This window comes from Methylocystis suflitae, assembly GCF_024448135.1.
Taxonomy (GTDB): domain Bacteria; phylum Pseudomonadota; class Alphaproteobacteria; order Rhizobiales; family Beijerinckiaceae; genus Methylocystis; species Methylocystis suflitae.
Window position 1 is genome coordinate 16,259 of sequence record NZ_JAMRYX010000127.1, and the last position, 22,382, is coordinate 38,640.

Genomic DNA, 22,382 nt, shown 5'->3' on the forward strand with positions numbered 1-22,382 from the left:
CTCAGAAATCTATCAGGAATTTCGATAAATGGAGCCAACCCGGATCGGCATAACGGCGTTGATGGACGAATTTCATCAGCCGCACACAACCATCAAATGTTGGCTAGACGAAGCGGAAATCCCGAGGGCGCATGACAAGAGCTATCCCGCCGACGAAGCGCGCGCCGCGATCAAACTTCGAATAGACGAAGAATCCACGCTGCGCGATCGATACGACTCAGCGACCGCAAAGCAAGCCGACGACGACGCCCGGCGCGCGCTCATTCAAGCGAAGCGCGAGATTGCCGAAGAACATGCGCGCAAACTGCGGCTGCAAAATCAGAAGCTCGAAAACTCGCTGCTTGATCGTGAAACCGTGGCCGCGACCGTCGCCGACTTAATCGCACGCGCCAAGGTCGCATTCATGGCCGTTGGGCCGAAGGTGGCGCCGCGCCTAGCAGGCGAATCCGATCCGAAGAAAATCGCGGCTGCGATCGAAGAGGAATGCCGAGCCGCGCTCGCCGCGCTCTCTGACCTGGACGCATTCGCTATGGAGGAATGAAAGTTGGGGCTGCATATCGATCCGCTGGCGACGCCAACGGCGGCGCGAGTGGACAATGAATTGCTCGCGCAACTTTTGGCTCAATTCGCGCCCCCTCCCAAAACAGAAATTGTCGAGTGGTGTGAAAACCGGATCATTCTTCCGGCGAGCAACGCCGAACCTGGACCTCTCAAATATACGGCGTATCAGCGCGGCCTTGTGGAAGCGTTCGCAGACCCCGACGTCGAAACGCTCGTCTTCATGCTCGCAAGTCAGAGTGGCAAGAGCACAGCCATCGACTCCGCGCTGCTCTACACCGTCGCGAACGATCCCGGCCCAGCGCTCATTGTGCATCCGAGCGAAGGCAAGGCGCTCGATTATGTGCGCAACAGACTTGACCCGCTCATTGCCTCGACTCCCACCGTTCGCGCGCTAGTCGGGAAGGGCGGTCGCACGGGCGGCGGTTCTTCCGTAAGGCATAAAATCTTCCCCGGCGGATCGGTTTCGATCGGTAGCAGCTACAACCCTGACGACCTCGCCGCCCGATCGGTTCGCTATCTCCTACTCGACGAAATTGATCGCTTCGCCCGATCGGCCGGAACTGAGGGCGACCCGGTTCAACTCGCCATCAAGCGAACGCGCACGTTTCAAAATCGGAAAATCATCCTGGCAAGCACGCCGACCGCGAAAAACGCGAGCCGTATCGCCGAGTGGTTTTTCCGCGGAACTCAGGAACGTTTCTACATCCCGTGTCCCGAGTGCGGCGCGCTCGAATACGCGCGCTTCGACCAACTTAAGTGGCAGGATGGAAAGCCCCATACGGCGCATCTAACCTGCGATCATTGCGGCCACGCCATAAGCGAGCGCGAGCGGCTTGTCGCGATCGAACTCGGGGCTTGGCTCCCAACGGCCGAAAATCCCGAGCCGCACATTCGAAGTTTTCATGCGACAGAGCTAGTCTCCCGCTTTTCGAGCTTGGAGTCGGTCGCCGCGCAATATGAGGAATCCAAGGCGCGGCCCGAAAAGCTCCGCGTCTTTCACAATACGGTTTTGGCAGAAACTCACGATTTTGGCGAAGAGTATCAGCTAGACGCAAGCGAGCTTCAGCTTAGGGCCGAACCAATCGCCCAGCCGTTGCCGGCGAGTGTCGACAAAATCATTCTCTCGACGGACACACAGCTTGATAGGTTGGAAGCGTCAATCATCGCGTTCGGCGCCGACGACGAAGCGTGGGTAATCAGCCATCACAAGCTAATGGGTAGCACAGACTGCGCGCCGGACGCAGGCCCATATGCGGCGCTAAGCGAGTTGTGGGGTAGAACGTCGTTTCGGACGAAGGATGGTCGCCTGTTGCCGATCGCCGCCGGCTGCATCGATGGCAACTACCATTCCATGCAGGTCGCGCAGTTCGTCGCATCTCAAAGGCGCAAACAGCGGAACATGATCGCCGTCCGCGGCGTCGGGGGCTTCGACAAACCGGTTGTCCGCCGCGGCAATACGCTGAAAGGCATTACGACGATCTATCACGTTGGCGTTGACTCGATCAAAGCGAGTCTGAAGCGACGCCTTGCAATGACTGAGGTGGGGCCAGGCTTCATTCATCTCGCGGACACTTTGGAGCCGACCTATTTCGAACAGTTGGCGAATGAATCTTTGCAGACGCGCTTCGTCCGAGGGCGCGAAAAGCTCGAATTTGTGCCGAAGGGACCGCGATCGGAAGCTCTTGACTGTCTGACATATGCGCAGGCGGTCGCTAGGCTCACCAAGGCGACAACGGCCGCTCCAATCAAAAGCCCATCCAATATCGACATCGCCGCACGGCTCGCGGCGCTCAATCAGCTTTCAAATCGAAAGGCCGCATGACTATGACAATTAAGCCGAAAGTCTCGCCCAACAGTTCGCAGACAGTCGCCGACGTGCGAGCCGAGGAACGCATACGGATGCGCGACGTGCTTATGTCGTCAGAGGCCAAGGGCCGCACAAACCTTGCCGTCAAATTGCTTGTGAACTCGCCGCTTTCCGCTTCCGCAATCGTCGACATGCTCGCCGACACGCCACGCGACGGCGCGAGCGCGTTTTTCCAGCTGATGGCGCAAGAGGGCAGCGTTGGAATTACCTCGCCGATCGGCGCCGCGACCCATGATGATCCGAAGGCCGCTCGGCTGGCGGAAATCAAACAGGCCGGGACGCAGCACGCTCTTGCACAGGGTTACATCTCCGCAGAGCAGGCGAAAGCGCGCGGCGTGAACGTTGGGGCGTAAGCGAATGAATATCGAACTCTTGCCCGATGCCGTGGCGCCGCCCGGTGCGCCGGCCGCAGTTTCCTTTGACGCCAAGCCGCAAGCCGGATTCCAGGACTCAAACGTCGGCAATGAGCGCCGCCTTGCGTGGGCAGTCTCTTCGCAAGGCTCGGGGCAGTTCTTTGGGGGCGGCTATTGGACCGCGCAAGCCTTTGGCGGGCGTTATGCGAAGGAGTCGGTTCAGGCGTCCCGCGTCGCGAATGACATGGCGACCTCTAACAGCGTCGTCGCCACGATCTTGACTACCGGCGTGACGCAGGTTGTGGGGCAGGGGCTTTCCCTGTCATCGAAAATTCGCGGCGCCGATCTTGGGATTAGCGACCAGGAAGCCCGCCAACTGTCTTCGCAAATCGAGCAAGCATGGGCCGATTACATCTCGGAACCGCGCGAGGTGGACTCGACCGGCCGCTATAACCTTCATTCGTTGGCGGCGGGCGGATATCTCAGCTTCCTAAAAGCCGGCGCCTTGCTGGCGATTCTCGACTGGCAGCCGCGCGCGGATACGCAGTATGCCAGCCGCGTGACGCTGCTAGACCCTGACCAGATTGCTAAGGACTATCATCGCAGCGACGAAGGCGGCTTGTCTTTCACTGCTGGCGTAGGCTTTGACAAGGGCGGCCGGTTTACCGCGCTCGCCTTGCGTGACGCGCCCATGGGGCAGTCAAACCTATCGAACAATGTGCGCATCGTGCGCGCATATAATTCGATCGGGCGTCGTCAGATCGTCTGGCTTCAGGAAAACACAGACCCGCGCGGCGTGCATTCCGTTAGCCCCATTGTCGGCGCTTTGACGCCTGCGAAGGAAGAGGCGAGCCTTCAGGAACTCACGCTGGACAAGCACCTGACTCATGCCGGCGCGACGCTCGCGATTGAGACGGACGTTCCGACAAAGACGGCTTTCGACGCGCTCTCGGCGAACGAAGCGCCGGCCGGCGGGCTGCTTTCCGATGCCGAACTGACGGCGTTTCTCGATCGCAAGGAAGCGTTTTGGGGCGCATCGGGCCGCAATCGCGTTCCGCTGCGCGGAGCCTCGCTTTATCACCTTCTCCCAAACGAGAAGCTGCATCTTTTGCAGAGCAAAGGCGACAACACGTTTGCCGACTTCTCCAAGGCGCTGGTCCGACGCGCAGCGCGAGCGGCCGGCGAAGCCGCGCCCGTGATCGACGGCGACTTTTCTGAGGTGAATTTCAGCGCCGCCAAGATGGCTTTGGAGCCGGCATGGCGTCTCGCGCAAGTGCGGCGCAAATTCATAGTCGAAGAGTTTTACGCCGCGGTCTTCCGCAATTGGCTACAGGAAGCCGTGCAGCGTGGCGTCATTGAACTTCCGCCTCACGTGGATTTTGGCACGCACGGGAAAGCTCTCGCGCGAGCGAAGTGGACCGGCTCGGGGCCGATTCAGCCCGATATCGGAAAGGCCCGCAAGGCGCAGATTGAAGCTCTGAGCGCCGGGTTGATCACAATCAGCGACGTGCTCGCCGAAAACGGCGGCGGCGACTTTGAGCAGCATGTTTCCGCGCTCGCTTCCGAGCGGGATTACCTCGCGCAGTTCGGTTTGGCGCACCCGGCGTTTAGCGCGGGCAAAGGCGAAAAGGTGAAAGCAGCATGACGAATCCGCCGTTCAATCGAGCGCCGCTAAATCAAGGCTGCCAGCCGCCTGCGAACGCGCCGCCGTCTGAGGTTCACGACCCTTGTGCCCTGTTACCAAAGCTTCGCGCAGCGTGGTTGAGCCTGGTTTCCGGAAATCAGAGTGCACAGGTTCGACACGGGGATATGTGGCAATATTTCCAGCGCGGCGACGCGAAATTGCTCAAGCAAGAAATCGATCGCCTATCGGCCATCTGCCCGCAGTCGCAAGGCGGCTCCGGCGGGCGATACGCCACGACGTTCGGCGCTCGGCGCAATCATCATTGGGGCTATTGATGGAGCACACTCAGTTTTTCTGGCCATTGATCGGCGGCAAGGCAATGATCGAAGTCACTGGCGAATTGGTTTCCGCGGAAGACGCTCTCGCGCGCGGCTTTAACTGTGTGTCTAAAGGCGAGCTTGCGCGGGAACGCGACGCAGAGATTGAGGGCCGCGGTCGTTTCGCGTCAGAAGCTGCGCACCATGGATATTGTATCGATTACAATTACGCGGGGCCGCGGCGTCCCGTGCGAAGGTCTAAGGCCGCAAAGGTCAATAAACCCCAATCGTCCGCGCCGTCGCCCGAGCCCGAGCAACCGTTGTCGGATTACGCCGCCGCCGTGCTCAGTTCAGAAGAGGCGCAATGCAGGCCATCGGCCGCGCGCACGCTACTTCGCATGCATCAAGACGAGTCGACGCTTTCCATTCCTGAAGCCGCTGCGTTGCTCGCGGCTTTGCCGATCGAACATCACAATATTGAGGCTCCTACCATGTCATATTCATTCACCTCTCACGCCGACGCCGCGACCGAAAAGGTCATCGTGCGATCGGTCGAAATACGCGCGCTTGGCCTCAGTCAGAAAGGCGCTCGCGGCGATGACGCCGCCAAGGCGGAAGCGCGCCGCCTCAACGCCGCGCTCGCGAGCTATCGCAATGGCGAGCCGATCGGCAAGGCGCTTCATTCGGCGGGCGCCGACGTGGCTGCGGTTAGCGATGCAGCGAAGCGCGCGCTTGGCGCCGCGGCTTAATGGAGGCCAACACAATGACGACCGCTCCCGCCACCTCGAAAACCGTGACGTTGAGTCGCCCGCTTCAGACGCACAAAGGCCCTCTGAAGGAAATCATTCTGTCCGAACCAACCTTAAGAGCGTTTCGCCAATACGGCGAACCTTTCAAAGTCATTTCGACGAAGGAAGGACAGTCAATCGAGCACGATAATCGCGCGCTCGCACAGTTCGCCACTCATATGTCCGGCCATGACGAAATCGTCCTGGACGATTTGCCTGCGAAGGACTGGTATGCGGTCCGCGCTGCTGTTGTCGAAATGCTCTTGGGGGTCGCTGGCGAGAGCCCTTTCGAAATATAAGCCGCCTCATGGCTTCGTTTCTTTACGACCTTCACATAGGGCCGTCTGAAATCGAAGCCATGACGGTTACGCAGGCGACTTTTTATCTCGAACACATTTCTCGATTGCAGAAAGAGCGCCAGTCCTAGACTGCGCTCTTTTCGTTTCTCAATAGATCATCGCCCCCAAGTGGCGATAGGAGTTTCTGAGCCATGGCAGGGCCTCGCATAGACGCGACTGTTTCAGTTCATGACGAAGCAACCGCCGCACTTAATCGCATCATGCGCGAGGCCCAAAACGCTGCGCGAGCGTTCGAAAGGCTCGGCGGCCCCGGTAGCGGCGTCGGCAAACATTTTGACGCAGCCAATCGCGCGCTCGACATGCATATGCGCCAGCTTGAGCGCGCGCAATCGCATTACGCCCGTATGGCCGAAGCGACTAAACGCCTCGCGTCGAATGTCGCGATCATGGCGGCGCCATCGATCATTCACGGTTCCGAGAAAGCGTTACATCTTGGGGCCGAACGTGTCGCCGAACAGTTTAGGCTCGGGCTCGCCGGCATTCACGGCAAAGAATTAGAGAGCGCGAGGGCGCTCGCACAGCACCTTCAGACACAGCTACCGATTCTCGACCAAACCTCTTTGCTCGAAAGATACAAAGAGATTCGATCGATCGTTCCTCGACCCGAAGAGGCTTCGCACGTCCTGCCGATCGTCGCCCGCACTGAAGCGGCGATGAAAGCAAGTGACCCAACAGGGCAATCGGCCGCCGGCCTGCAATGGCTCATGAAGGCCGCCGAAATTGCAGGTTTTGGACAGAATACGGAACGGCTGGAACGTTATTTTGACGCGGCCGTCCGCGCGCAACAAGTCCTAGGCAAAACGATTGACGCCGCGCAGCTTGCGGATTTCGTCAAGAAATCCGGCACGGCGGCGCCGCTGTTCCACGATCGGTTTTTGCATCTTATCGCGCCGGGCCTTGTGCAAGAGCTTGGCGGCGAGACGGCGGGTTTCGGCATTCGCCAGATGGTGAAGCTGATAACGTCGAATCTGAAAGGCCCCACTGCGCATCCGGCTTTAGAGGAATTCAGGCGGCTAGGACTCGTCAAGAACGCCGACATTGAATTTTCCGGCAAGGGCAAAGCGGTAGGGTTGTTGCCCGGCCATTTTATGGAAGGCCACAAGCTCGCGGCGACAGACCCGGCGTCATGGGTTTGGACCGTCCTGTTGCCGGCGCTGCGCTCGCACGGCGTGAACGGAAAAGAAGATCAAATTCTCGCCGCGCAACGGCTGTTCCCGAATTCGAACGCCGCGCGCATCGTCGAGATGATGATTAACCAGGAAGACACGCTCAAGCGGCATATGGGGCTTTTCGAGAAGGCGGCCGGCACGCAAGGCGCGCTCGACTCAATGGGCAAGAATCCTCTTGCTCAAGCGCAAGCCCTTAACACGGCGCTCGGCGACCTCGCCGCGACTTTGACTTCACCCGCTATGGAGCCGGCCGCCAGAATCATGCGCGGGTTGGCAAGCGGAGTGGCGTCCTTTGGCGAAACGCTCGGCAAATTCCAAAAGGACAATCCTGCTCTTGCAACTGCGCTCGCGGCTGCGCCTGTCGCTACGGCAGGCGTCGCGGGATACAAACTGTATCAAGTTGGGGCCGGCGTTCTCGACGCTCTTAAGGGCGGAGCGTCATTGAATGCGGCCGGCGTTTCGCTACAGGCGGCGGCTGTTGAATTGAGGCTCGCCGCGGCTGCGTCGAAACTCCCCGGACTGAATATCCCGACCGCCGCGGCTATCGGCGGCGCGGCCGAAGGCGCAGGCGTCGCTGGCGCAGCGGGAGCCGCGGCGAGAGGCGCGGGTTTACTCGCGCGTTTCATGACTCCCCAAGGCTTGGCGATAGCCGCGACGACAATCGTTGTCGGATCGGTCGCGAAGCTCATGATCGAAGAGGCAAGATCGTTTGATCGCGCCCAAGAAGAAAAGCGTCGCGGGCCACGGGCGTCCGCTTACGACGAATCCCGCCAAGCCGAATACGATCGCGCCGCGCGGGAACAATATCTGCGCGCGCTCACCATATGGTCGCCGCGGGAGATCGACCCCAGAGGGCAGGGCCAGTTCAATCGCTTCTTTGGCGGCTCGGAGCTTATTCGCGCGGCTGCATTCGATGGCGCCCGCAACGGCGCCGCGTTTGGCTTGAACTCGAAATTGAGCGGCAAGGGATATGGGGCTTCACCTTTCACGCGTGAGGGCGGATTCCCGGCGCTCGGCGACCATCACGACAGACCAAAGTGGCCGGGGATTATTCCTCATGAATCCAGTTGGGCCGTTCCGCGGGAGATTTCCGTTCAAGGAACCGTCCAGGGCGAAGCGCATGTCAGCGTTGAGAACCACGTGCGAGTAGATGCATCGCCGCAGTTCTTGGCGTCAATCGAGCGGCGTTTTGCGGACGCGTCCGCGCGAATGCAGCTAAGCGGAAAATTGGGAACAACGATGCAGGGCGGCGGAAACTCGCCGGCTAGGTCCGGCGGGGGCGGCGGAGCGCCCGTCGCTGCGCCTCTTTCATCCAATTTCGGCTTTGGCGCGCATGGCACAAGGTAGGAGCGACACCCCACAATGTCTTTCTTCAATAGCAACTGGCGCGCTGGAATGCAGCGCGTCTCGCAATCGATCAATCACGCGTTCGGCGAACCCTTAGAACTGATTCCCTGCCATGTGCGGCCGAATTATCCAAGCGAACCCTACGCCGACAAGGCCGTAACGTTGTGCGGTGTCATCTCGCAACGCTCGCACGTCGGATTTCAGATGGCGGGTGGCCGTTTGAATGCGCGCGTCGAAACCGAACCTCTGTGTGCGAGCTTCGCGCGCCTCGACTTGCCGTTTGCGATCAATCACGGCGACCGCATTCGGCGTTTTTGCGACGGGCAATTGTATGAGGTTTCGTCCGTTCTTGACGACGACGTTTCGCGCGTCGAATGCGAATTGAAATCCTTGGGGGTTCCGCAGCCATGATGATCGGCGAATTGCCTCTTCTCGCGCAGATTGGCGTTGCCGTCGCTGTCGCCTTCCTTTGGTTCGCGGCGACATGTTTCTTTGGCGGCGTCGTCATTGGGGCCATTCAAGTCGTCAGCTACATGCGCACGCCGCGCCATCTGCGCGCTGAAAGATTTCCAGACCTCCACAAGTTCGAACAGCCGGGCACCTCCAATCGTCGCGCTTGACGGCGAACCTGTGGGCGGAGCCCGGCGCGCTGCAAACGAGCGCAGACAAATCCGCCCATAGGATCAAGTAAAATCTCCTGAGTAGGTGGGAAAGCGCCGCTAGCCGAAAGGTTGGCGGCGCTTTTTTTTGTCTCTGTTCTTTGTTGTGCAAATGTTATGACATGTAGAAGCTACACATATACAAGTTATAACAGACAAAAGCTTTGACTCGTCTATATGAATTCAGTAGATAAGCTTCAGGCCGCCCCGCGGAAATCGCGAGCCGGAAAGGAGCTTGGGGCAATGCGCAAAACATCCGAACGTGTCGCGCCGATCGATCGCGCAGCCGTGATGCGTCACGCGCATAGCCTCTACCGCCGGCAGCTATTCGAAACCTTCGGCGATGCGCTCCGGTATGCGTGGCGCGTCGCGAAGGATCGTCGCGACCTGAAACTTGCCGCTTGATAATGGAGAAGACGATATGAAGATGTTGGACTTTGCCTATTCGAACCCCGACGAAGAGGCTGTCGCCGAACTATGCGACGCGAGCGCGTCATTTTTGGATCGTTTCGAGGCGGACGTTCGCAAGGACTTGCCCGCGTTCGGGCGCGCGGCGTTAGATAAGGAAATCGACACTTGCGAAGATCGCGCGGTTGAGCCGCCGCTTGTTGCGATCATTACGCGACACGGGGAGGAATGCCGGCTAGCGTTGGTGGCGGGTAGCTTTACGGGGCTGGCGAGCGCGCATTATCGAGCGGCCGTCAATGCAGCAACGCGCGAAGTGCTAGCGAGATTGAAAGATGACTTGAACGTAGTAGTGTTTCCCAACGTGATACGGTTCTGTTGACCTGATTTTTGTGGGGCGAGGGATGCAGCACGAAGGCGATTTTAGTTTCACAATCAGTTTTACGCGAGGTGCGGGGAATCCTCGACGTGTGTTCGATGCGGCGAGCGCGCTCATTGACGCTTTCCAAAGCTTTGATCGCGCGGTGCTGCCGTCACTAGACGCCAAGATAGAGAGTCACTTGGTGCTCGAAGACGTGTCTGCGGGCTCCATGCGTGTAAAGTTGGCCAGCATGCTTCGTAGCATTGATGACGATGCGTTAAGATCGGGGGATTGGAAGCGCATTGCAGGCGACTTCGCTGTCAAGGCAAAGCGCAGCGCGATTGAGTTCCTTGAAAAGGAAGATGATGCGCCAGAGCGACTGGAGGCGCTAAAGGAACAAATTAAGGAATGTGCCGCGACAACCGATGTGCGACACCTTCCTGATTACCCGCCCGTTCATGAGGGCCGGCTAATTGCATCGCTCGATAAAATACAAAAGGCGAAGGCGGAATTGGAAATCGGGGACTCACTCACAATCGAGTTGGGCAAGGACGAATACTCAGTCGACATCAGTTCGACATGGCTTCCGAGCGAGACGCTGAACAAAACGCCTTCCGAGCCGATCGAAAAGGAAAACGTCGTAGAGGTGTCACTGACAATCAGGAAGCCTGATCTGATCAAAAATACAATGTGGCAATTCTCCCATGGAAAGACGACCGTTAACGCAGCCATAAAGGACGAAGAATGGCTGCGCCGGTTGCATGCGCGGGACATCGGTATTTTCGCGGGGGACGCCCTGCAGTGCACAGTGCGCATGGTTTATTCGTATGACGAAAAAGGAGAGTTGATTGATACCCGCGCCGAGATTGTGAAGGTTCATGGCATAATCGCCGGGCATGTGCAGGACGATCTTCCGCTTTGAAAAATATGTCTCTTAAATCACGTATCTCTCGGACGCACTCGGCTGCCATGCTCTACAGCAGGTTATAAGTGCGGGAGACAAACCTGAACGAAATGCCGCTGTCATCTGCAGTCACGTCTTCAACCGTGTAAATAGCCACGTATCCTGTCCGGCTGAATCGAAACGGTTCTTGTGACACGACATCGTCTGTCGTCAGAATGACCGTGCCGTTCTTGATTGCGTCGATATACTCATTCTCCTTTCGACCGCCCGGTTTGATGCCTGGGTCATTATAGTCTGGCCACTTCCTGGCCCAGTGCTCATGGACGCAGGGCAGTCGCTCGCCATCGACTTCCGCGAACCATGAGCCTCGACTGCCCTTTGCCTTCAGTTTGCTCATACGTGATTCTCCCGGAGGCGCAGCAATCAAGGTGGGCATGATTGCTGGATTTCAGGCATTCTGGACTTGCTTTACAGCCTCAATCAATCCCGCGTCATCGTCGCCCACGCCTGACCTGTTGACGCGCGAAGACACGATCCACTCTTGCAACGCATTCTCGGGCGCCGACTTCAACAGCGCTCCCGGATCGTCGCCGGCCATCCAGGCTCCAATGCCGCGCCAGTCTAGTATGACCGGCATGCGATTGTGAAAGCGCGCCATCCAATCATTCGCCGCGCCGACAATGATCGTGGCGGAGTCCACCTTCGCGTCACTTTCAGGATCGCGCCACGTCTCCCATAACGCCGCAAACGCCAGCGGCTCGCCGGTCAGCGCACTGAAGTAGTGGGGTGTCTTTGAGCCCTTGGCGCCTGTCCACTCGTAAAAGCCTGAAGCCGGAATGACACAGCGGCGAGACTTGAATGCCGATCGAAACATCGGCTTTTCGGCGACCGTCTCGGCGCGCGCATTGAACGTCGAAGGCATTTCGGACAGCGGCTTTTTCCACCATGCTGGAAGGAGGCCCCACCGCATGGGAGTCAATTCGTTGCCGGCGGCCCCTGGCCGAATGACCTCAATCCGTGTGGTAGGCGCGATGTTGTAACGCGGCCGAAGGTTACTCGGCGGGCCGACCAGATCGGCAAGGCGATGCAGTTCGGCCCATGAGAGATGTTGTGTGAAGCGTCCGCACATAGGTTTGTCTAGGCATTGGCCTTTTGTGAGGTTCGGAATTCAGCACAATGCTTTTCGACTATGTCATCGAATCGCTTTAGGTCCGAGTGATGCAGCAACAAGACGCCAGTGCTATTCGCGAGATCGCGCGCCGACTTGGTATATTCAGCGTTTGTTACAACAGCCGCAAGGCGCGCAACATAATGGCGCTGTGCCGCAAAGGCTTCCTGCACCGCTTTGTTGCCGACAGGCGTGCCATAGAGTTTGCACTGCAAAACAACCCTCAAGTCGCATTTTTCAGCTAATACGTCTGCACCCTGATCCCCGCTTGCTTTTGTGGTGCTCGTTTTCCAACCGTTAGAAGCGAGAGTGTTAGAACACCAAAGCTCGAATTGTTCTGGGGTTAAATCGCCAGAGATTGCCGTTTCACGCTCAATTTCACGGGCTCTGAGCATCACCCGATCTTCGATCAATTCCTGGAAGATTGGGTTGAAGCGAAGTCCTGCGCCGAGAGCCCACGTTTCCTCTAGCGTGAGCTGTGGACGAATGACTTTATCTATGAAGTGCTGGACTTCCTTATTCCAGCGTTTCACGTCTTTCACGCCGTAGTGATCGACTCGCAACAAAACCATTCGCCGCCGCGCGAAGGTCTCCAGGTGCTCGCCGACGATTCGAATGATTTTGGCTTTTGCAGCTTCGAGAGCTTTTTGGCGCCTATTTTCGCGACGCCAAACAAAGACGATAGCAAACACCAAAAGCAATATTAAAAGGAAGCCGATGTGTCGGGTGTAATCAAAGCGCAGCATAGTTAGCGAAAGAGTCAAAACAAAACCGCCACCAAGCAACATCAAAAATTTATCAAATGCTGCCACTGGCTTAATTCTCTGCTTTGGTGACGGTATTTTTTCGGAAGCTGATCGCCGATGCGTTTTTTATGAATCACCCGGCTTGATCAGATTCGTCAGTGGGACCGTTGGGAGTGATTTGGGCCAATCTAACCGATTCTCATGTCGTCAACTACACAGCAGACCAACCTGCGCCTATGGTATCGGCAAAATCCAGAGCGCCATCGCTTCACCCTTGCGCACGATACCGCGGCCAATCGGGCATGAGATGCACGTCACGCGAGCCGCACGCCGAACAGACGAAGCGCCGGGACCTCGCCAAGCGGATAAAGGGAAGCTCTGCGGCGTTCCGCAGCGCATCGAATGGGATAACCCCGCAACGTTGGCAAGCTTGATTCAGGCAAAACGCGCGAGCGCCGCGGACGCCTTGGCTTTGCAGATCGGCGATCGTGGGCGGGGCAGGGTGCATGGTTAGTGAACTCTGAGCTTCAAATATTTTGAGAACCTATCGGGTAACGTCATAATGTCTTTCTCGAACTGATTGAACGCTTCTTGACGTTTCTCGGGAAATTTCGCCTGTTCCCGATTTAGTGACGGGAAATAGATTGCACGCAAACGCAAGTCTCGAATAAACTCTTCTATCTCAGCATCGAATAGAAAAATTGCGTCCGAAGTCGCAACCCAAAATTCTTTTTCTTGCTCATTGTCTACATTACCGGTTGTAAGAATGTGGCTCAAGAAAGAGCGTGTAGCTTCAAAGACTTTAAAGCGCCGATCGAACTTTTCGAGCTTTATTTTTTCCGCGGCAATCTCTTTTTGTTGCCAAGCGATGCGTGCCCCAATTGCCGCAATCGACCAAACGCCTACGGTTTGTATGAAGTCAAGAACGTCTCGCATGGCAATAATCCCCTATCATTCTACGCCCGGCACAATGGCGTCGCTGCTGCAATACTTGCCCCAATCCGCCATCATTTCCCGCCGCTTTTCGAACAGGTCGCCACGTCTATAAGCCGCCTCGACGGCGTTCCCGATCGAATGCGCCAAGGCCATTTCGACGACATGATTCGGATAGTGCGTAGTCTCTGCGGCCCAATCCCTGAAGGTTGAGCGGAAGCCGTGCAAGGTTTCGGTTCGCCCCAAGCTCCGCAGGACTTTCACGGCCGCCGTGTCCGTCAAAGGGCGGCCGGTTCCTTGGCCGGGGAAAATCAGCCCGCCGGACCTTTCCGCGAGGGGCGCCATTTCCTTCGCTATTACGACGGCGCGCGCCGGCAACGGGACGCGATGCGCGATTCGGCCTTTCATTCGTTCGGCGGGGATCGTCCAGACGCCTTTCTTTAGATCGAACTCACCAAGGCTCGCGCCGCGCGCTTCCGCGCTGCGCGCCGCTGTCAGGATCGTGAATTCCAGGCACCTCGCCGCTACGCTCTCACGCTGGCGCAGCGCGCGCATGAGGGCAGGGACCTCGCCAAATGGAACGGCGGCGAAGTGCTTCACGCGGCGAGCTTTGGATATCGTCGGCAACAAGTGTTGCAAGTTTTCCCGCCACACCGCCGGATTGGGCGGCGAGCGCAAGCCGCGCGCGATGGCCGCCGACAGCACACGCTCAATCCGCATTCGAACGCGGCGAGCCGTTTCGGCTTTCGTCGCCCAAATAGGCTTCAGGATCGTCAGCACGTCCTCGACGCCGATTTCAGCGACCGGCATTTGACCGATCGTCGGATAGGCGAAAAGCTCCAGGGACCGGCGCCATTGCTCGCGGTGTTTCGCGTTGCTCCAGCCCACTTCATTCGTGCGCATGAAATCTTCGGCGAGGCTCTTGAATGTGACCTGTTTGGACGCCTCTCGCTTCCTACGCTCTCGCGCAGGGAGTCTTTCCTCTAATGGGTCCGCGCCCTTCGCAATCGATAGACGTATTTCGGCTGCCCGCGAGCGCGCTTCCGACAAAGGGACATAGAAGGCGGAGCCCAGGCCCATTTCGCGAGCGCGTCCGGCCTTCATATATCGGAAGGCCCAATTCTTAGCGGCTTCGCTCGCGACGATCAGATAGAGCCCGCCGCCGTCGCCGTGCTTTCCGATCGGCGCGCTTCTCACAAAAGACGCCGATAGCTTGTGCAGTCCGCGAGCCAAGGAATCGTCCTCCAAACCTCACAACGATACCCACAAAACGGATGGGCGCAAGCGGGACGAAGCTGGACGGATTTGGACGATCGCCGCGCAAAAACCCCCGGAAAACGGGCGTATTTGAACTTGGTTGGACGGGTTGGGATTATTTTGTGGCGGAGACGGTGGGATTCGAACCCACGATAGGGTTTCCCCTATAACGATTTAGCAAACCGTCGCCTTCAGCCTCTCGGCCACGTCTCCATGCGTCCGCATCATCAGGCGGTGCGCGAAAGACATATGCCAAAGGCCCGGCGCGATAGCAAGAGAACGCCTTTGGCGGCGCCGCGCCGAGCCCTAAAGGCCAAAATCCCGTGCGAGGCGCCCCGGCAATCACAAGCCCGCGCGCGGTTCTTCGCCAGAGCGCGGCCGGCGTCGAGGCGCACTCTGCGTCCCCTCAATGAATTCGCTCGACAGCCGCGGCCATGTCGGGGACCAAACGCACGCGATAGCGGGCGTTCGCGCAGGTCAGCAGCCAGACCGGCTCGTCCGGTCTGGAAGCGCGAGGGTCGCGCTTGGCGGCTTGCGGCGCGTCGCAAGGGTATCCCTGGCTTCGAATATGCGCCGCGACAATGTCCGCGGCCGTGGCCTGCGCCGACGCCGGGGAAACAAACACGGGCGTGAAGGGCAGAAGAACCGCCAGCCGAAGCATCCGCATCGCCGCCTCCATCATCCGGACGCAATCGTTGGCGCGCTCTCGGGGTTATCGCTGCGATAAGAGCGGAGCGTCGGGACGGGAAGGCCTCGGCGACGCGACGCGGATCCTGCGAAGATTCGCCTCGATCAGCGGCGCGATGCCGGCCACCATTACCGCGACGCCAAGTGCATTCGGGTGCTTTTGGTCGCTCTGCATGAGCGCCGGGTGGCCGAATACTCCTGCCAGCATAAAGGGGTACAGCGGCACGCGATGCATATGCGCGAGAGTCGGATAGATGTTGTTGAAGCCAACGATATAGTTTGGTCCGTGCTTCGGCAGCGAGAGCATGCCGGCAAGGATCACGCGCGCGCCGCGCGCCTTGCAGATGCGGATGATCGCGTCGAGATAGCGGTAGGTGACGCGCGGATCGGTACGGTCCAGCATGTCGTTGGCGCCGAACTCGACAAGGACGAGATCTGGATCGTATTGCAGCGCCTCATTAATGCGCGCGTAGCCGTCGGCGCTGGTGTCGCCGGGATTGGAGCCGTTCCACACGACAACGTTATAGCCGTCGGCGAGCAGCCGGTGTTTAAGTTGAGCCGGAAATCCCTGCGCCTCGGGAAGGTCGAAGCCAGATGTGAGGCTATCGCCGAAAATCAGCACATTGACCGGTTGCGCCAAGGCTGGCGCAGCGAGCGAGGCGAGAAGGAGCGCGAGTGAGGCGACTTTCGCCAGCGAAGTGAAAAGAGATTTTGACATTCCTTATAGCCCCCAAAAGGCGCCGCGTATTATCAGCTAGGGCGACGTGACGCCTTAGCCAGATTGGCGCCCGAAGTAGAACATCACGTTAAAACAACTCGGCAAACGGAAATCGGATAGAGGCGCAGCCGGCCTCCATTTTTTCCCCATGTATCATTGGCGCCGCGTCGACCCCGTTACAAGCGAAGTGCAACGCTGGCGCGCGGGAGCGGCGCCCGATCACCCGGCCTCAAAACATCGCGCATGCGCGCCGGTTCTCAGGTCTCTCAACTGAGCGGTCACTGGAGAACTATTATTGAGCTGGAGGCTGACGACGTTGTTATAGAATCCGAAACGGTAGTCAGTCTTCATGGGATATGATTGACCCGCCGCGACATAGAAGCAATAAGAACTGTATTGTGGATTAGCTCTCAAAGATATCGAGCAATGGATGGAGTAGTTCAGGGGCGCGCATTTGAGCGCGACGTCTTTCGTGGGAAGCATGAAATTATTGGCGCTCATTGCTCCTGCGACGGCGGTCTGCCAGGTCAAACTCAAGGCTGCGCACGCCGTCGCCATCACGGATAGTTTTTGCATGTAAAACCTCGCAGCCGATACGCCTAAGACTGCATGCCGGCTGTGATCGAGCCAGCGAAATTATTGGCGAAGACCTCACCAGCCTGCCGTCTTCTATGCTAATATTCAACACGGCGCGCCTCGCGCCGGGCGAAACGAGCCCGAGGAGGCGACGATGAATAATCGAATATGCTCTTGCGTCCCGCCGCCGGTCGGATGGAGCGTCAACCGGCAAACCCATCCCGCAATCGCTCAGGCGATCTTTGCTCTGTGTAATGACGAGCGAACGCCGGAAGCGATTTGGGAAGCGCCTACGCCAGAAGAGTGGCGGATGATCTCCGAGCTCGTGGTGGAATATGTCGCTGACGGCGATTTCGCCGTCGACAATGGCAAATTCGCCTGGGGACCGTTCGAAACGCTTCGCCTCATGCCGGCGCGTCGCAACTGATTGCGATCGCATCGAGCGCGATCATCGGTTCACGCCTGCGCGTTCGCCAGAGTGGCGAGCGCCGATCATCAATAGCGAGGGTACATCGGCGGTTCGAAGGGGCCGGGCTCAAAGCCGTAGAGTTCTCGCGCGAATTGGCGCTGACGCGGAGCCGGCGCGTACGGCTGTCCGCGCGCATTCCCCAGAATTTCCCCGCGCTCCGTGACGACCACCCAACGGCCGGCGCGTTCTTGAATGGCTATCACTCGACCAACGCCCGGCACGATTTCGCCGGGCTCGACGCCGATCATGCCCCTGTCCGATTCGATAAGAGCGGCGCCGTGATAAACGTCGCGCACCCTATAGCCGCTAACGACTTTCGGAGCCGGCGCGATCGTCTGGACGGGCGTCATGTCGATTTTGGCGTTTTCCTTTCCGGCGGCGCGCGCGACTTTGGGCTGCGTCTTTTCGGGCAAACGCGTCACGGGCGCAGCTTTCGCGTCGACTGCGGCAGCTTGGTTTTCGACAGCGGGCGGAGGGGCGCTGGCGGGCTGTGCGCGAACACTGTCGGCCTCTTGTCGTTTCTCCACGGCGTCCAATTTCGCGCGCAGTTCCTGCACTTGATCTTGGAGGGCGGCGATTCGACGCTTCGACGCTTCGTCCAACACCGGGATCGTGACCTGCTGGGGCGCTTGCGCCTCAGCCTTTTGAACTGTCGCGTCCTTGGAACGGTCGGGCGCATAAAAATGCGTGGCCGCAAGTCCGGCGAGACCGATCAACGCGGCGATCAGACCATAGCGGACCGGCCGACCGCCGCGGCGGTCGATGACGATCTCCACCGGCAGTTTTGCTGGCGGACCGCTTTTTTTCGGCAGTGGCGGCTCCGGCGGAATGATGAGGTCGTGCATGCGTATTATCCCACCTTCGGAACAGGGCGGAGATTTTGTACATGCGCCTGAATCGCGGCGAAATGGCGTCGCTTGTCGCGTCCCGCCGCGCCTTATGCTGCGGCGGTCCGGGCGTCGGGTGAGAGCGCCCGGCGTGAATCGCTCAAGGATTATTTAAAGCGAAGGGGAGCAGGCGGATTGAGAGGCGGGGGGCCCGGCGAAGCCGTCATCACCGTATAGAGTCTCTCAAAGAAGCAACTCGAATCATAGGGCTCCACGCCTCTGTTGCATTCAGGCCGAGGAATATAGAGCGGCGGTTGCAGGTGATCGGAGAGGGCGATGCAGACGGGGTCTATGTACGGTTTTCCGACACTGTCCGTGACGATCGGATGGCCGCATTGATCCAAAGGCGGCGCCGGCTCTGCGCCCGCCGGAACGGGCGGTGGAACCGCCTGCTTCTGCTTCGCATCGACGGCGCTGGAGAGCGCGACGGCCAAAATCGCAATGGCAAGGGCGCCTCTATTGAACCCAGCGCACACGCTTCGACGCTGATTTCGGCGGCGGCGTATCGCTGAGCCCGCGAGACGAGTGCTTTTCAACGAGATCCTCACGATGTTCCTCTCGAAATTCCGTGTCAGTGCGGCGTCGCCATTCTCGATCCAGCCTTATAGCCGATAGCCTCTTAGAGCGCTTCCCGATCATATGGAATCACGTGATCGGTAAGGAATCGTCAAAATCAAAATGCTGGAGCAGGTTCTCATCGAAAGAGTCGGTCGACTTTTTCGAAACCTGCTCTAGCCAACACATTCGTCGAAATCACGTCGGCGCGCAGATCCGGCGAGGGCAGGGCGCCAGTGGTTTGAGAAATTGGCGTGCGGAGCGCGTCTTTCGGTCGTCTAACCCTTTATCGGATAGGTATTTTCCACAGGTGGAGCGCTGACGCGCCGGAGGCTAGGAATAAGCGTTGGTCTGAACATTGCAGCAATCACAACAATTGAAGTGGGCTGCGGCTTGGTCTCATTCATCGGACCGAATTTCGCGGCGTATGTCTAGGGCGAGATGCTGGCCGTCTCGCCCTTCTTTTTGCGCACTCGACAGGAGCCTTCGTCGCTCGAAGGAGCCGATCAGCGCTTCAGACCGCTCGCCCCATTGCCGTGGATATCTGCGTCGCCCTTCCGAATCCATTGACCTCGACGAGACGATCCATTCCTAGGCGCGCATCACCTTGGCCTCGACAAAAACGTTTTCGGCCCCACATATAAGGCGACGATCCAGCTTCTCGCGTGGGGCGTCGCAATTGGTTTAAGGCGAGCGGAGGCAGACATGCGAATTACATTGAAGTCAATCGTCACGGGCGCCTTGTGCAGCGGCTTGGTCGCGACGACCTTGTCAGCCAACGCTTGGGCAGGCCCGACCAACGTCATGCGTTCCGAGGGCATGGAAGCACCATCTTTAACTGATCAAATCTACTATCGGCGCAACTATCGGGGCGGCTATTATCGGCGCGGGTATAATCCGGGCGCGGCCGCGGCCGCAGCCGCCGTGGGCGTCCTCGGGGCAGCCGCTGCAGCAGGCGCTTACGCACAACAACCTTATTATTATGGTTATCCAGCCTATGGCGACCCTTACGGGTATCCCGACGGCTACGGATGGTAATAGCGGTGGTTTGCCATTGGAGCGGCGGCGGTTTTATCATGACCACCGCCGCCAACGCGCTCAGTGCACAACCTCTGAAAGCAGCTTAGCTGCGAGGCAAGACGGTCGCGCAGAAGCGGCGCCGTCGGACATTGCCTGCAATCGCCCCACGAAATCCTTGCGCGCCTAACTCCGCGCTCAACACTTCGCGTGCGAAGACCGATGACTGTCAGTCGTCAGGCTCGCTCTGTCAGCGCGCTTCTGGCGAAAGTGTCGAACTCAGGGCGTCATCAAAAATTGCGGCGCGGCCCCTACCACAACTGAGTGACAGAAATATAACCCCCTGCATGCGCTCACTTCGCGACGGCGCTGCTGGGAGAGTAAGATGTCGAAAGCAATCTTAGCCGCACTTTTGGTCGTGCTGTTTGGTTCAGGTTCGGCTCTCGCCAAGAGCCCCAGATGTTTTGATGGTTACGTCAGGGCGCCCTGCGGCGCGCCCCCGCCATACTACGTCGAGGGCATGACATATTGGGGGTATGCGCTGCCTCATGCCGAGCCGCAGGATCCCACCGGCCAAATAGTGCTTGAAGGCGCGGCAGGGGGAGGAGCGCCGGACGGCGACTGGTGAGCCTCGAACATTGCGATGATGGGCGGAGCGCAAACCGCTGCGCCCTCGCGGCCCCCGCGCGTCCGGCAGCAACGATCGCGTCATTTTGCTCGTCGGACCTCACCTGCCATAGAGGCTGTTGAGGGCGCCGGCCGAGATGGAGAAGGGCCGGTTTATGCCAGCAACTGCGCCGGCACGCCGAGCGCTGGCCCGGCGTCGGCGAGCCGCTGGTCGAGCGTGTGCACCGTGGCGCCATGGTCCGACGCGATGGCAAGATGCAGCGCGTCGCCGGCGCGAAGCCCAAGCGCATGCTGATCGGCGAACTTCGCCGCCGCTCGGAACTGCCCACCCGTCACGCCCAGCACGGTGAAGCTCTCGGCAACGAGCTTGTTGAACATGGCGAGCGCCGCGGCGCGCTGTTTCAAGCTGATCTGCCCCGTCCGCAGCTTGATCGCCATGGCGGACGACATCTCGGTGATAGTCCAATCGCTGATCAGGAGCTGCGCCGGGTCCTGTTCCGCCAACCAGGCTTGAACACGCGGCGTCGTCGCTTCGTTGGAGAGCGCCGCAACGATCAGCGACGTGTCGAGATAAAGCATCAGTAGCGATCGCCATCCCGCATTGACCGCACGAGATCGGCGGCGCTCTGGGACTGGGGCGGCATCGCTGCCGTCAGCGATTGAAGCAGCGCGGCGTCAATCGGCTTGCGGGGTCTCGCCACGGCGGTGAGCCGCGCGACCGGCTTGCCGCGACGGGTGATGTCGATCGAATCGCCCGCTTCGACTCGGTCGACCAGCTCGCTCAGATGGGCTTTGGCGTCCGCCAGATTGATCGCATTCATGTCACGCTCCTGACCATGTAGATAGTCATATAGCGCGAGTGACCCAAGACTTCCAGCAGGAGGTTCGCCGAAGCGGCATGTTCTCACCCCGCAGCAGCTTTACGACATTGTCCGGGAACGTGCGGTAACTGATGCTCACTCCGAAAGGTCACTTGGCCGCGCAAGGTGAGAGTTTGGCTCGCAGGCAATGATCGAGCAGCGTGCTGGGAATATGGTGCCGGTTGCAGGATTCGAACCCGCGACCTACTGATTACAAATAAGTTTTATTAACGCGACAGAAAATGACAGAAAACGCGCGGACCCGCAATTCCTATTGATTTCCGCGAGCTTCCCGGCTTATTACTGACACAGGACGCGACACTGTGTGCCATAAAATGACGCTCCGCCGGGTCCGCTCCGGGTCCGCACATAGGCCAACTGATTTTGCCGGATCGGTCCGACCCGGGTGGACAGATGGACGGCTGCGGGCGGTGTGGACAGCTCTTTCGAAAGAAGTTCAATGAAACTGACTCAGGCGCGGATCGCCGCTCTGAAGTGCCCCGGGGACAAGCGGGACATGCTCGTTTTCGACGATGAACAAAGAGGGCTGGGCGTGCGCGTGACCGCCGGCGGCTCCAAAAGCTATCTGGCGCAATACACCGTCCACGGACATAAGCGCCGCGTCCCGCTCGGCTCGTGCGCCGCCGTCTCGCTGGCGAAAGCCCGCGAGGCCGCGCGCGCCATCGCCGGTGACGTCGCCAAAGGCAAAGACCCGGCAGGCGAGCGCAAGGCCGCCACAGTCGAAGCCCGCCGCAAGGCCGCTCACGGCGCCTACACCCTGGCCCGGCTGGTTGATGACTGGTCGGCGTTGCATCTTACAGCGAAGCGTCCTCGTTATGCCCGCGAGGCTGTGCGCGCCTTGCGGCTTGCTTTCGCGGATCATCTCGACTTACCCGCCGCCGATCTCGACCGCGCCGCCGTCGTGAACATTTTAGACGGTCTAAGCCGCAAGGGCCGCGCGGCAATGGCGGCCCGCACGGTCGCCTATGGACGGGCTGCTTATTCGTGGGGAATGAAGCGTGGAACCTTGGCGGATAACCCGTTTTCGCAAGTCCCCGTCGCGCCGACAACGAAGCGCGAACGTTTCCTGACAGATGACGAGCTGATTGCCCTGTGGCGTGCGACGGAAGCCGGCGGAAGTTTCGAACGCATCGTTCGCTTACTGTTG

Annotated in this window: 25 protein-coding genes and 1 tRNA gene; 15 read left to right on the top strand and 11 right to left on the bottom strand. The window is 59.2% G+C overall.

From position 1 onward, the window contains the following. Positions 1-28: 28 nt before the first annotated feature. From NEI07_RS10060 to NEI07_RS10110, 11 genes are all read left to right on the top strand, one after another. Positions 29-541 carry a hypothetical protein gene (locus tag NEI07_RS10060; RefSeq protein WP_256034342.1) on the top strand — a complete coding sequence of 171 codons (513 nt, stop codon included), beginning with the start codon at positions 29-31 and terminating at the stop codon, positions 539-541. Positions 542-544: 3 nt separating this feature from the next. Next, positions 545-2,383: a phage terminase large subunit family protein gene (locus NEI07_RS10065; protein ID WP_256034343.1), complete on the top strand. Its 1,839-nt coding sequence runs from the start codon at positions 545-547 to the stop codon at positions 2,381-2,383. Then, positions 2,380-2,781 (top strand): hypothetical protein, encoded by a 402-nt coding sequence (locus tag NEI07_RS10070; RefSeq protein ID WP_256034344.1) that lies wholly within the window; start codon positions 2,380-2,382, stop codon positions 2,779-2,781. The genes NEI07_RS10065 and NEI07_RS10070 overlap by 4 nt, the downstream gene beginning before the upstream one ends. Positions 2,782-2,785: 4 nt before the next feature. Beyond that, positions 2,786-4,426 (top strand): phage portal protein, encoded by a 1,641-nt coding sequence (locus tag NEI07_RS10075; RefSeq protein WP_256034345.1) that lies wholly within the window; start codon positions 2,786-2,788, stop codon positions 4,424-4,426. Positions 4,427-5,042: 616 nt separating this feature from the next. After that, complete coding sequence (locus NEI07_RS10080; protein ID WP_256034346.1) at positions 5,043-5,471, top strand: hypothetical protein; 429 nt, start codon at positions 5,043-5,045, stop codon at positions 5,469-5,471. Between the two features lie 14 nt (positions 5,472-5,485). After that, positions 5,486-5,809: a phage tail assembly protein gene (locus tag NEI07_RS10085; RefSeq protein WP_256034347.1), complete on the top strand. Its 324-nt coding sequence runs from the start codon at positions 5,486-5,488 to the stop codon at positions 5,807-5,809. 191 nt (positions 5,810-6,000) lie between these two features. After that, on the top strand, positions 6,001-8,385 hold the full coding sequence (locus tag NEI07_RS10090; protein WP_256034348.1) for a hypothetical protein: 2,385 nt from the start codon (positions 6,001-6,003) through the stop codon (positions 8,383-8,385). A 374-nt stretch (positions 8,386-8,759) separates the two neighbouring features. Further along, positions 8,760-9,005 (top strand): hypothetical protein, encoded by a 246-nt coding sequence (locus NEI07_RS10095; RefSeq protein WP_256034349.1) that lies wholly within the window; start codon positions 8,760-8,762, stop codon positions 9,003-9,005. 282 nt (positions 9,006-9,287) lie between these two features. Continuing rightward, positions 9,288-9,449: a hypothetical protein gene (locus NEI07_RS10100; RefSeq protein ID WP_256034350.1), complete on the top strand. Its 162-nt coding sequence runs from the start codon at positions 9,288-9,290 to the stop codon at positions 9,447-9,449. Between the two features lie 16 nt (positions 9,450-9,465). After that, the gene (locus NEI07_RS10105) at positions 9,466-9,831 is read left to right on the top strand and encodes a hypothetical protein (protein WP_256034351.1); all 366 of its coding nucleotides are present in this window, start codon (positions 9,466-9,468) and stop codon (positions 9,829-9,831) included. A gap of 22 nt (positions 9,832-9,853) precedes the next feature. After that, entirely contained in the window at positions 9,854-10,732 is an 879-nt protein-coding gene (locus NEI07_RS10110) for a hypothetical protein (protein ID WP_256034352.1), read from the top strand. Positions 10,733-10,784: 52 nt separating this feature from the next. Here NEI07_RS10110 and NEI07_RS10115 read toward each other — a convergent pair whose 3' ends face one another. The 8 genes from NEI07_RS10115 to NEI07_RS10150 all read right to left on the bottom strand — a co-directional run bounded on the left by NEI07_RS10115 (position 10,785) and on the right by NEI07_RS10150 (position 16,223). Beyond that, on the bottom strand, positions 10,785-11,111 hold the full coding sequence (locus tag NEI07_RS10115) for a hypothetical protein (protein WP_256034354.1): 327 nt from the start codon (positions 11,109-11,111) through the stop codon (positions 10,785-10,787). A 51-nt stretch (positions 11,112-11,162) separates the two neighbouring features. Next, the gene (locus tag NEI07_RS10120) at positions 11,163-11,843 is read right to left on the bottom strand and encodes an SOS response-associated peptidase (protein ID WP_256034355.1); all 681 of its coding nucleotides are present in this window, start codon (positions 11,841-11,843) and stop codon (positions 11,163-11,165) included. A gap of 8 nt (positions 11,844-11,851) precedes the next feature. Then, positions 11,852-12,694, bottom strand: a complete 843-nt coding sequence (locus NEI07_RS10125) for a restriction endonuclease (protein ID WP_256034357.1) — start codon at positions 12,692-12,694, stop codon at positions 11,852-11,854. 444 nt (positions 12,695-13,138) lie between these two features. Further along, the gene (locus NEI07_RS10130) at positions 13,139-13,564 is read right to left on the bottom strand and encodes a hypothetical protein (protein WP_256034358.1); all 426 of its coding nucleotides are present in this window, start codon (positions 13,562-13,564) and stop codon (positions 13,139-13,141) included. A gap of 15 nt (positions 13,565-13,579) precedes the next feature. Beyond that, positions 13,580-14,758, bottom strand: a complete 1,179-nt coding sequence (locus NEI07_RS10135; RefSeq protein ID WP_256034359.1) for a tyrosine-type recombinase/integrase — start codon at positions 14,756-14,758, stop codon at positions 13,580-13,582. 183 nt (positions 14,759-14,941) lie between these two features. Next, a tRNA-Ser gene (locus NEI07_RS10140) sits at positions 14,942-15,031 on the bottom strand. Between the two features lie 193 nt (positions 15,032-15,224). Next, positions 15,225-15,485 carry a hypothetical protein gene (locus tag NEI07_RS10145; protein ID WP_256034360.1) on the bottom strand — a complete coding sequence of 87 codons (261 nt, stop codon included), beginning with the start codon at positions 15,483-15,485 and terminating at the stop codon, positions 15,225-15,227. A gap of 45 nt (positions 15,486-15,530) precedes the next feature. Continuing rightward, positions 15,531-16,223 carry an arylesterase gene (locus tag NEI07_RS10150; protein WP_256034361.1) on the bottom strand — a complete coding sequence of 231 codons (693 nt, stop codon included), beginning with the start codon at positions 16,221-16,223 and terminating at the stop codon, positions 15,531-15,533. A 730-nt stretch (positions 16,224-16,953) separates the two neighbouring features. Here NEI07_RS10150 and NEI07_RS10155 point away from each other — a divergent pair. Continuing rightward, positions 16,954-17,226, top strand: a complete 273-nt coding sequence (locus NEI07_RS10155; protein WP_256034362.1) for a YccJ family protein — start codon at positions 16,954-16,956, stop codon at positions 17,224-17,226. Positions 17,227-17,294: 68 nt separating this feature from the next. On the opposite strand, the gene NEI07_RS10160 is transcribed toward NEI07_RS10155, so the two are convergent. Next, the gene (locus tag NEI07_RS10160) at positions 17,295-18,113 is read right to left on the bottom strand and encodes a hypothetical protein (protein ID WP_256034363.1); all 819 of its coding nucleotides are present in this window, start codon (positions 18,111-18,113) and stop codon (positions 17,295-17,297) included. A 1,302-nt stretch (positions 18,114-19,415) separates the two neighbouring features. Between NEI07_RS10160 and NEI07_RS10165 the strand changes: the two genes are divergently transcribed. Beyond that, positions 19,416-19,748, top strand: coding sequence for a hypothetical protein (locus NEI07_RS10165; RefSeq protein ID WP_256034364.1), 333 nt, complete (start codon positions 19,416-19,418; stop codon positions 19,746-19,748). Between the two features lie 364 nt (positions 19,749-20,112). After that, positions 20,113-20,355 carry a hypothetical protein gene (locus tag NEI07_RS10170; RefSeq protein ID WP_256034365.1) on the top strand — a complete coding sequence of 81 codons (243 nt, stop codon included), beginning with the start codon at positions 20,113-20,115 and terminating at the stop codon, positions 20,353-20,355. Between the two features lie 152 nt (positions 20,356-20,507). Here the strand turns inward: NEI07_RS10170 and NEI07_RS10175 are convergent, their stop codons facing one another. Continuing rightward, positions 20,508-20,933, bottom strand: coding sequence for a type II toxin-antitoxin system VapC family toxin (locus NEI07_RS10175; protein ID WP_256034366.1), 426 nt, complete (start codon positions 20,931-20,933; stop codon positions 20,508-20,510). Next, positions 20,933-21,175 (bottom strand): type II toxin-antitoxin system Phd/YefM family antitoxin, encoded by a 243-nt coding sequence (locus NEI07_RS10180; RefSeq protein ID WP_256034368.1) that lies wholly within the window; start codon positions 21,173-21,175, stop codon positions 20,933-20,935. The genes NEI07_RS10175 and NEI07_RS10180 overlap by 1 nt, the downstream gene beginning before the upstream one ends. A 499-nt stretch (positions 21,176-21,674) precedes the next feature. On the opposite strand from NEI07_RS10180, the gene NEI07_RS10185 reads away from it, so the two are divergent. Next, positions 21,675-22,382 (top strand): Arm DNA-binding domain-containing protein (locus NEI07_RS10185; protein ID WP_256034369.1); only part of this gene is annotated, 708 nt, incomplete at its 3' end.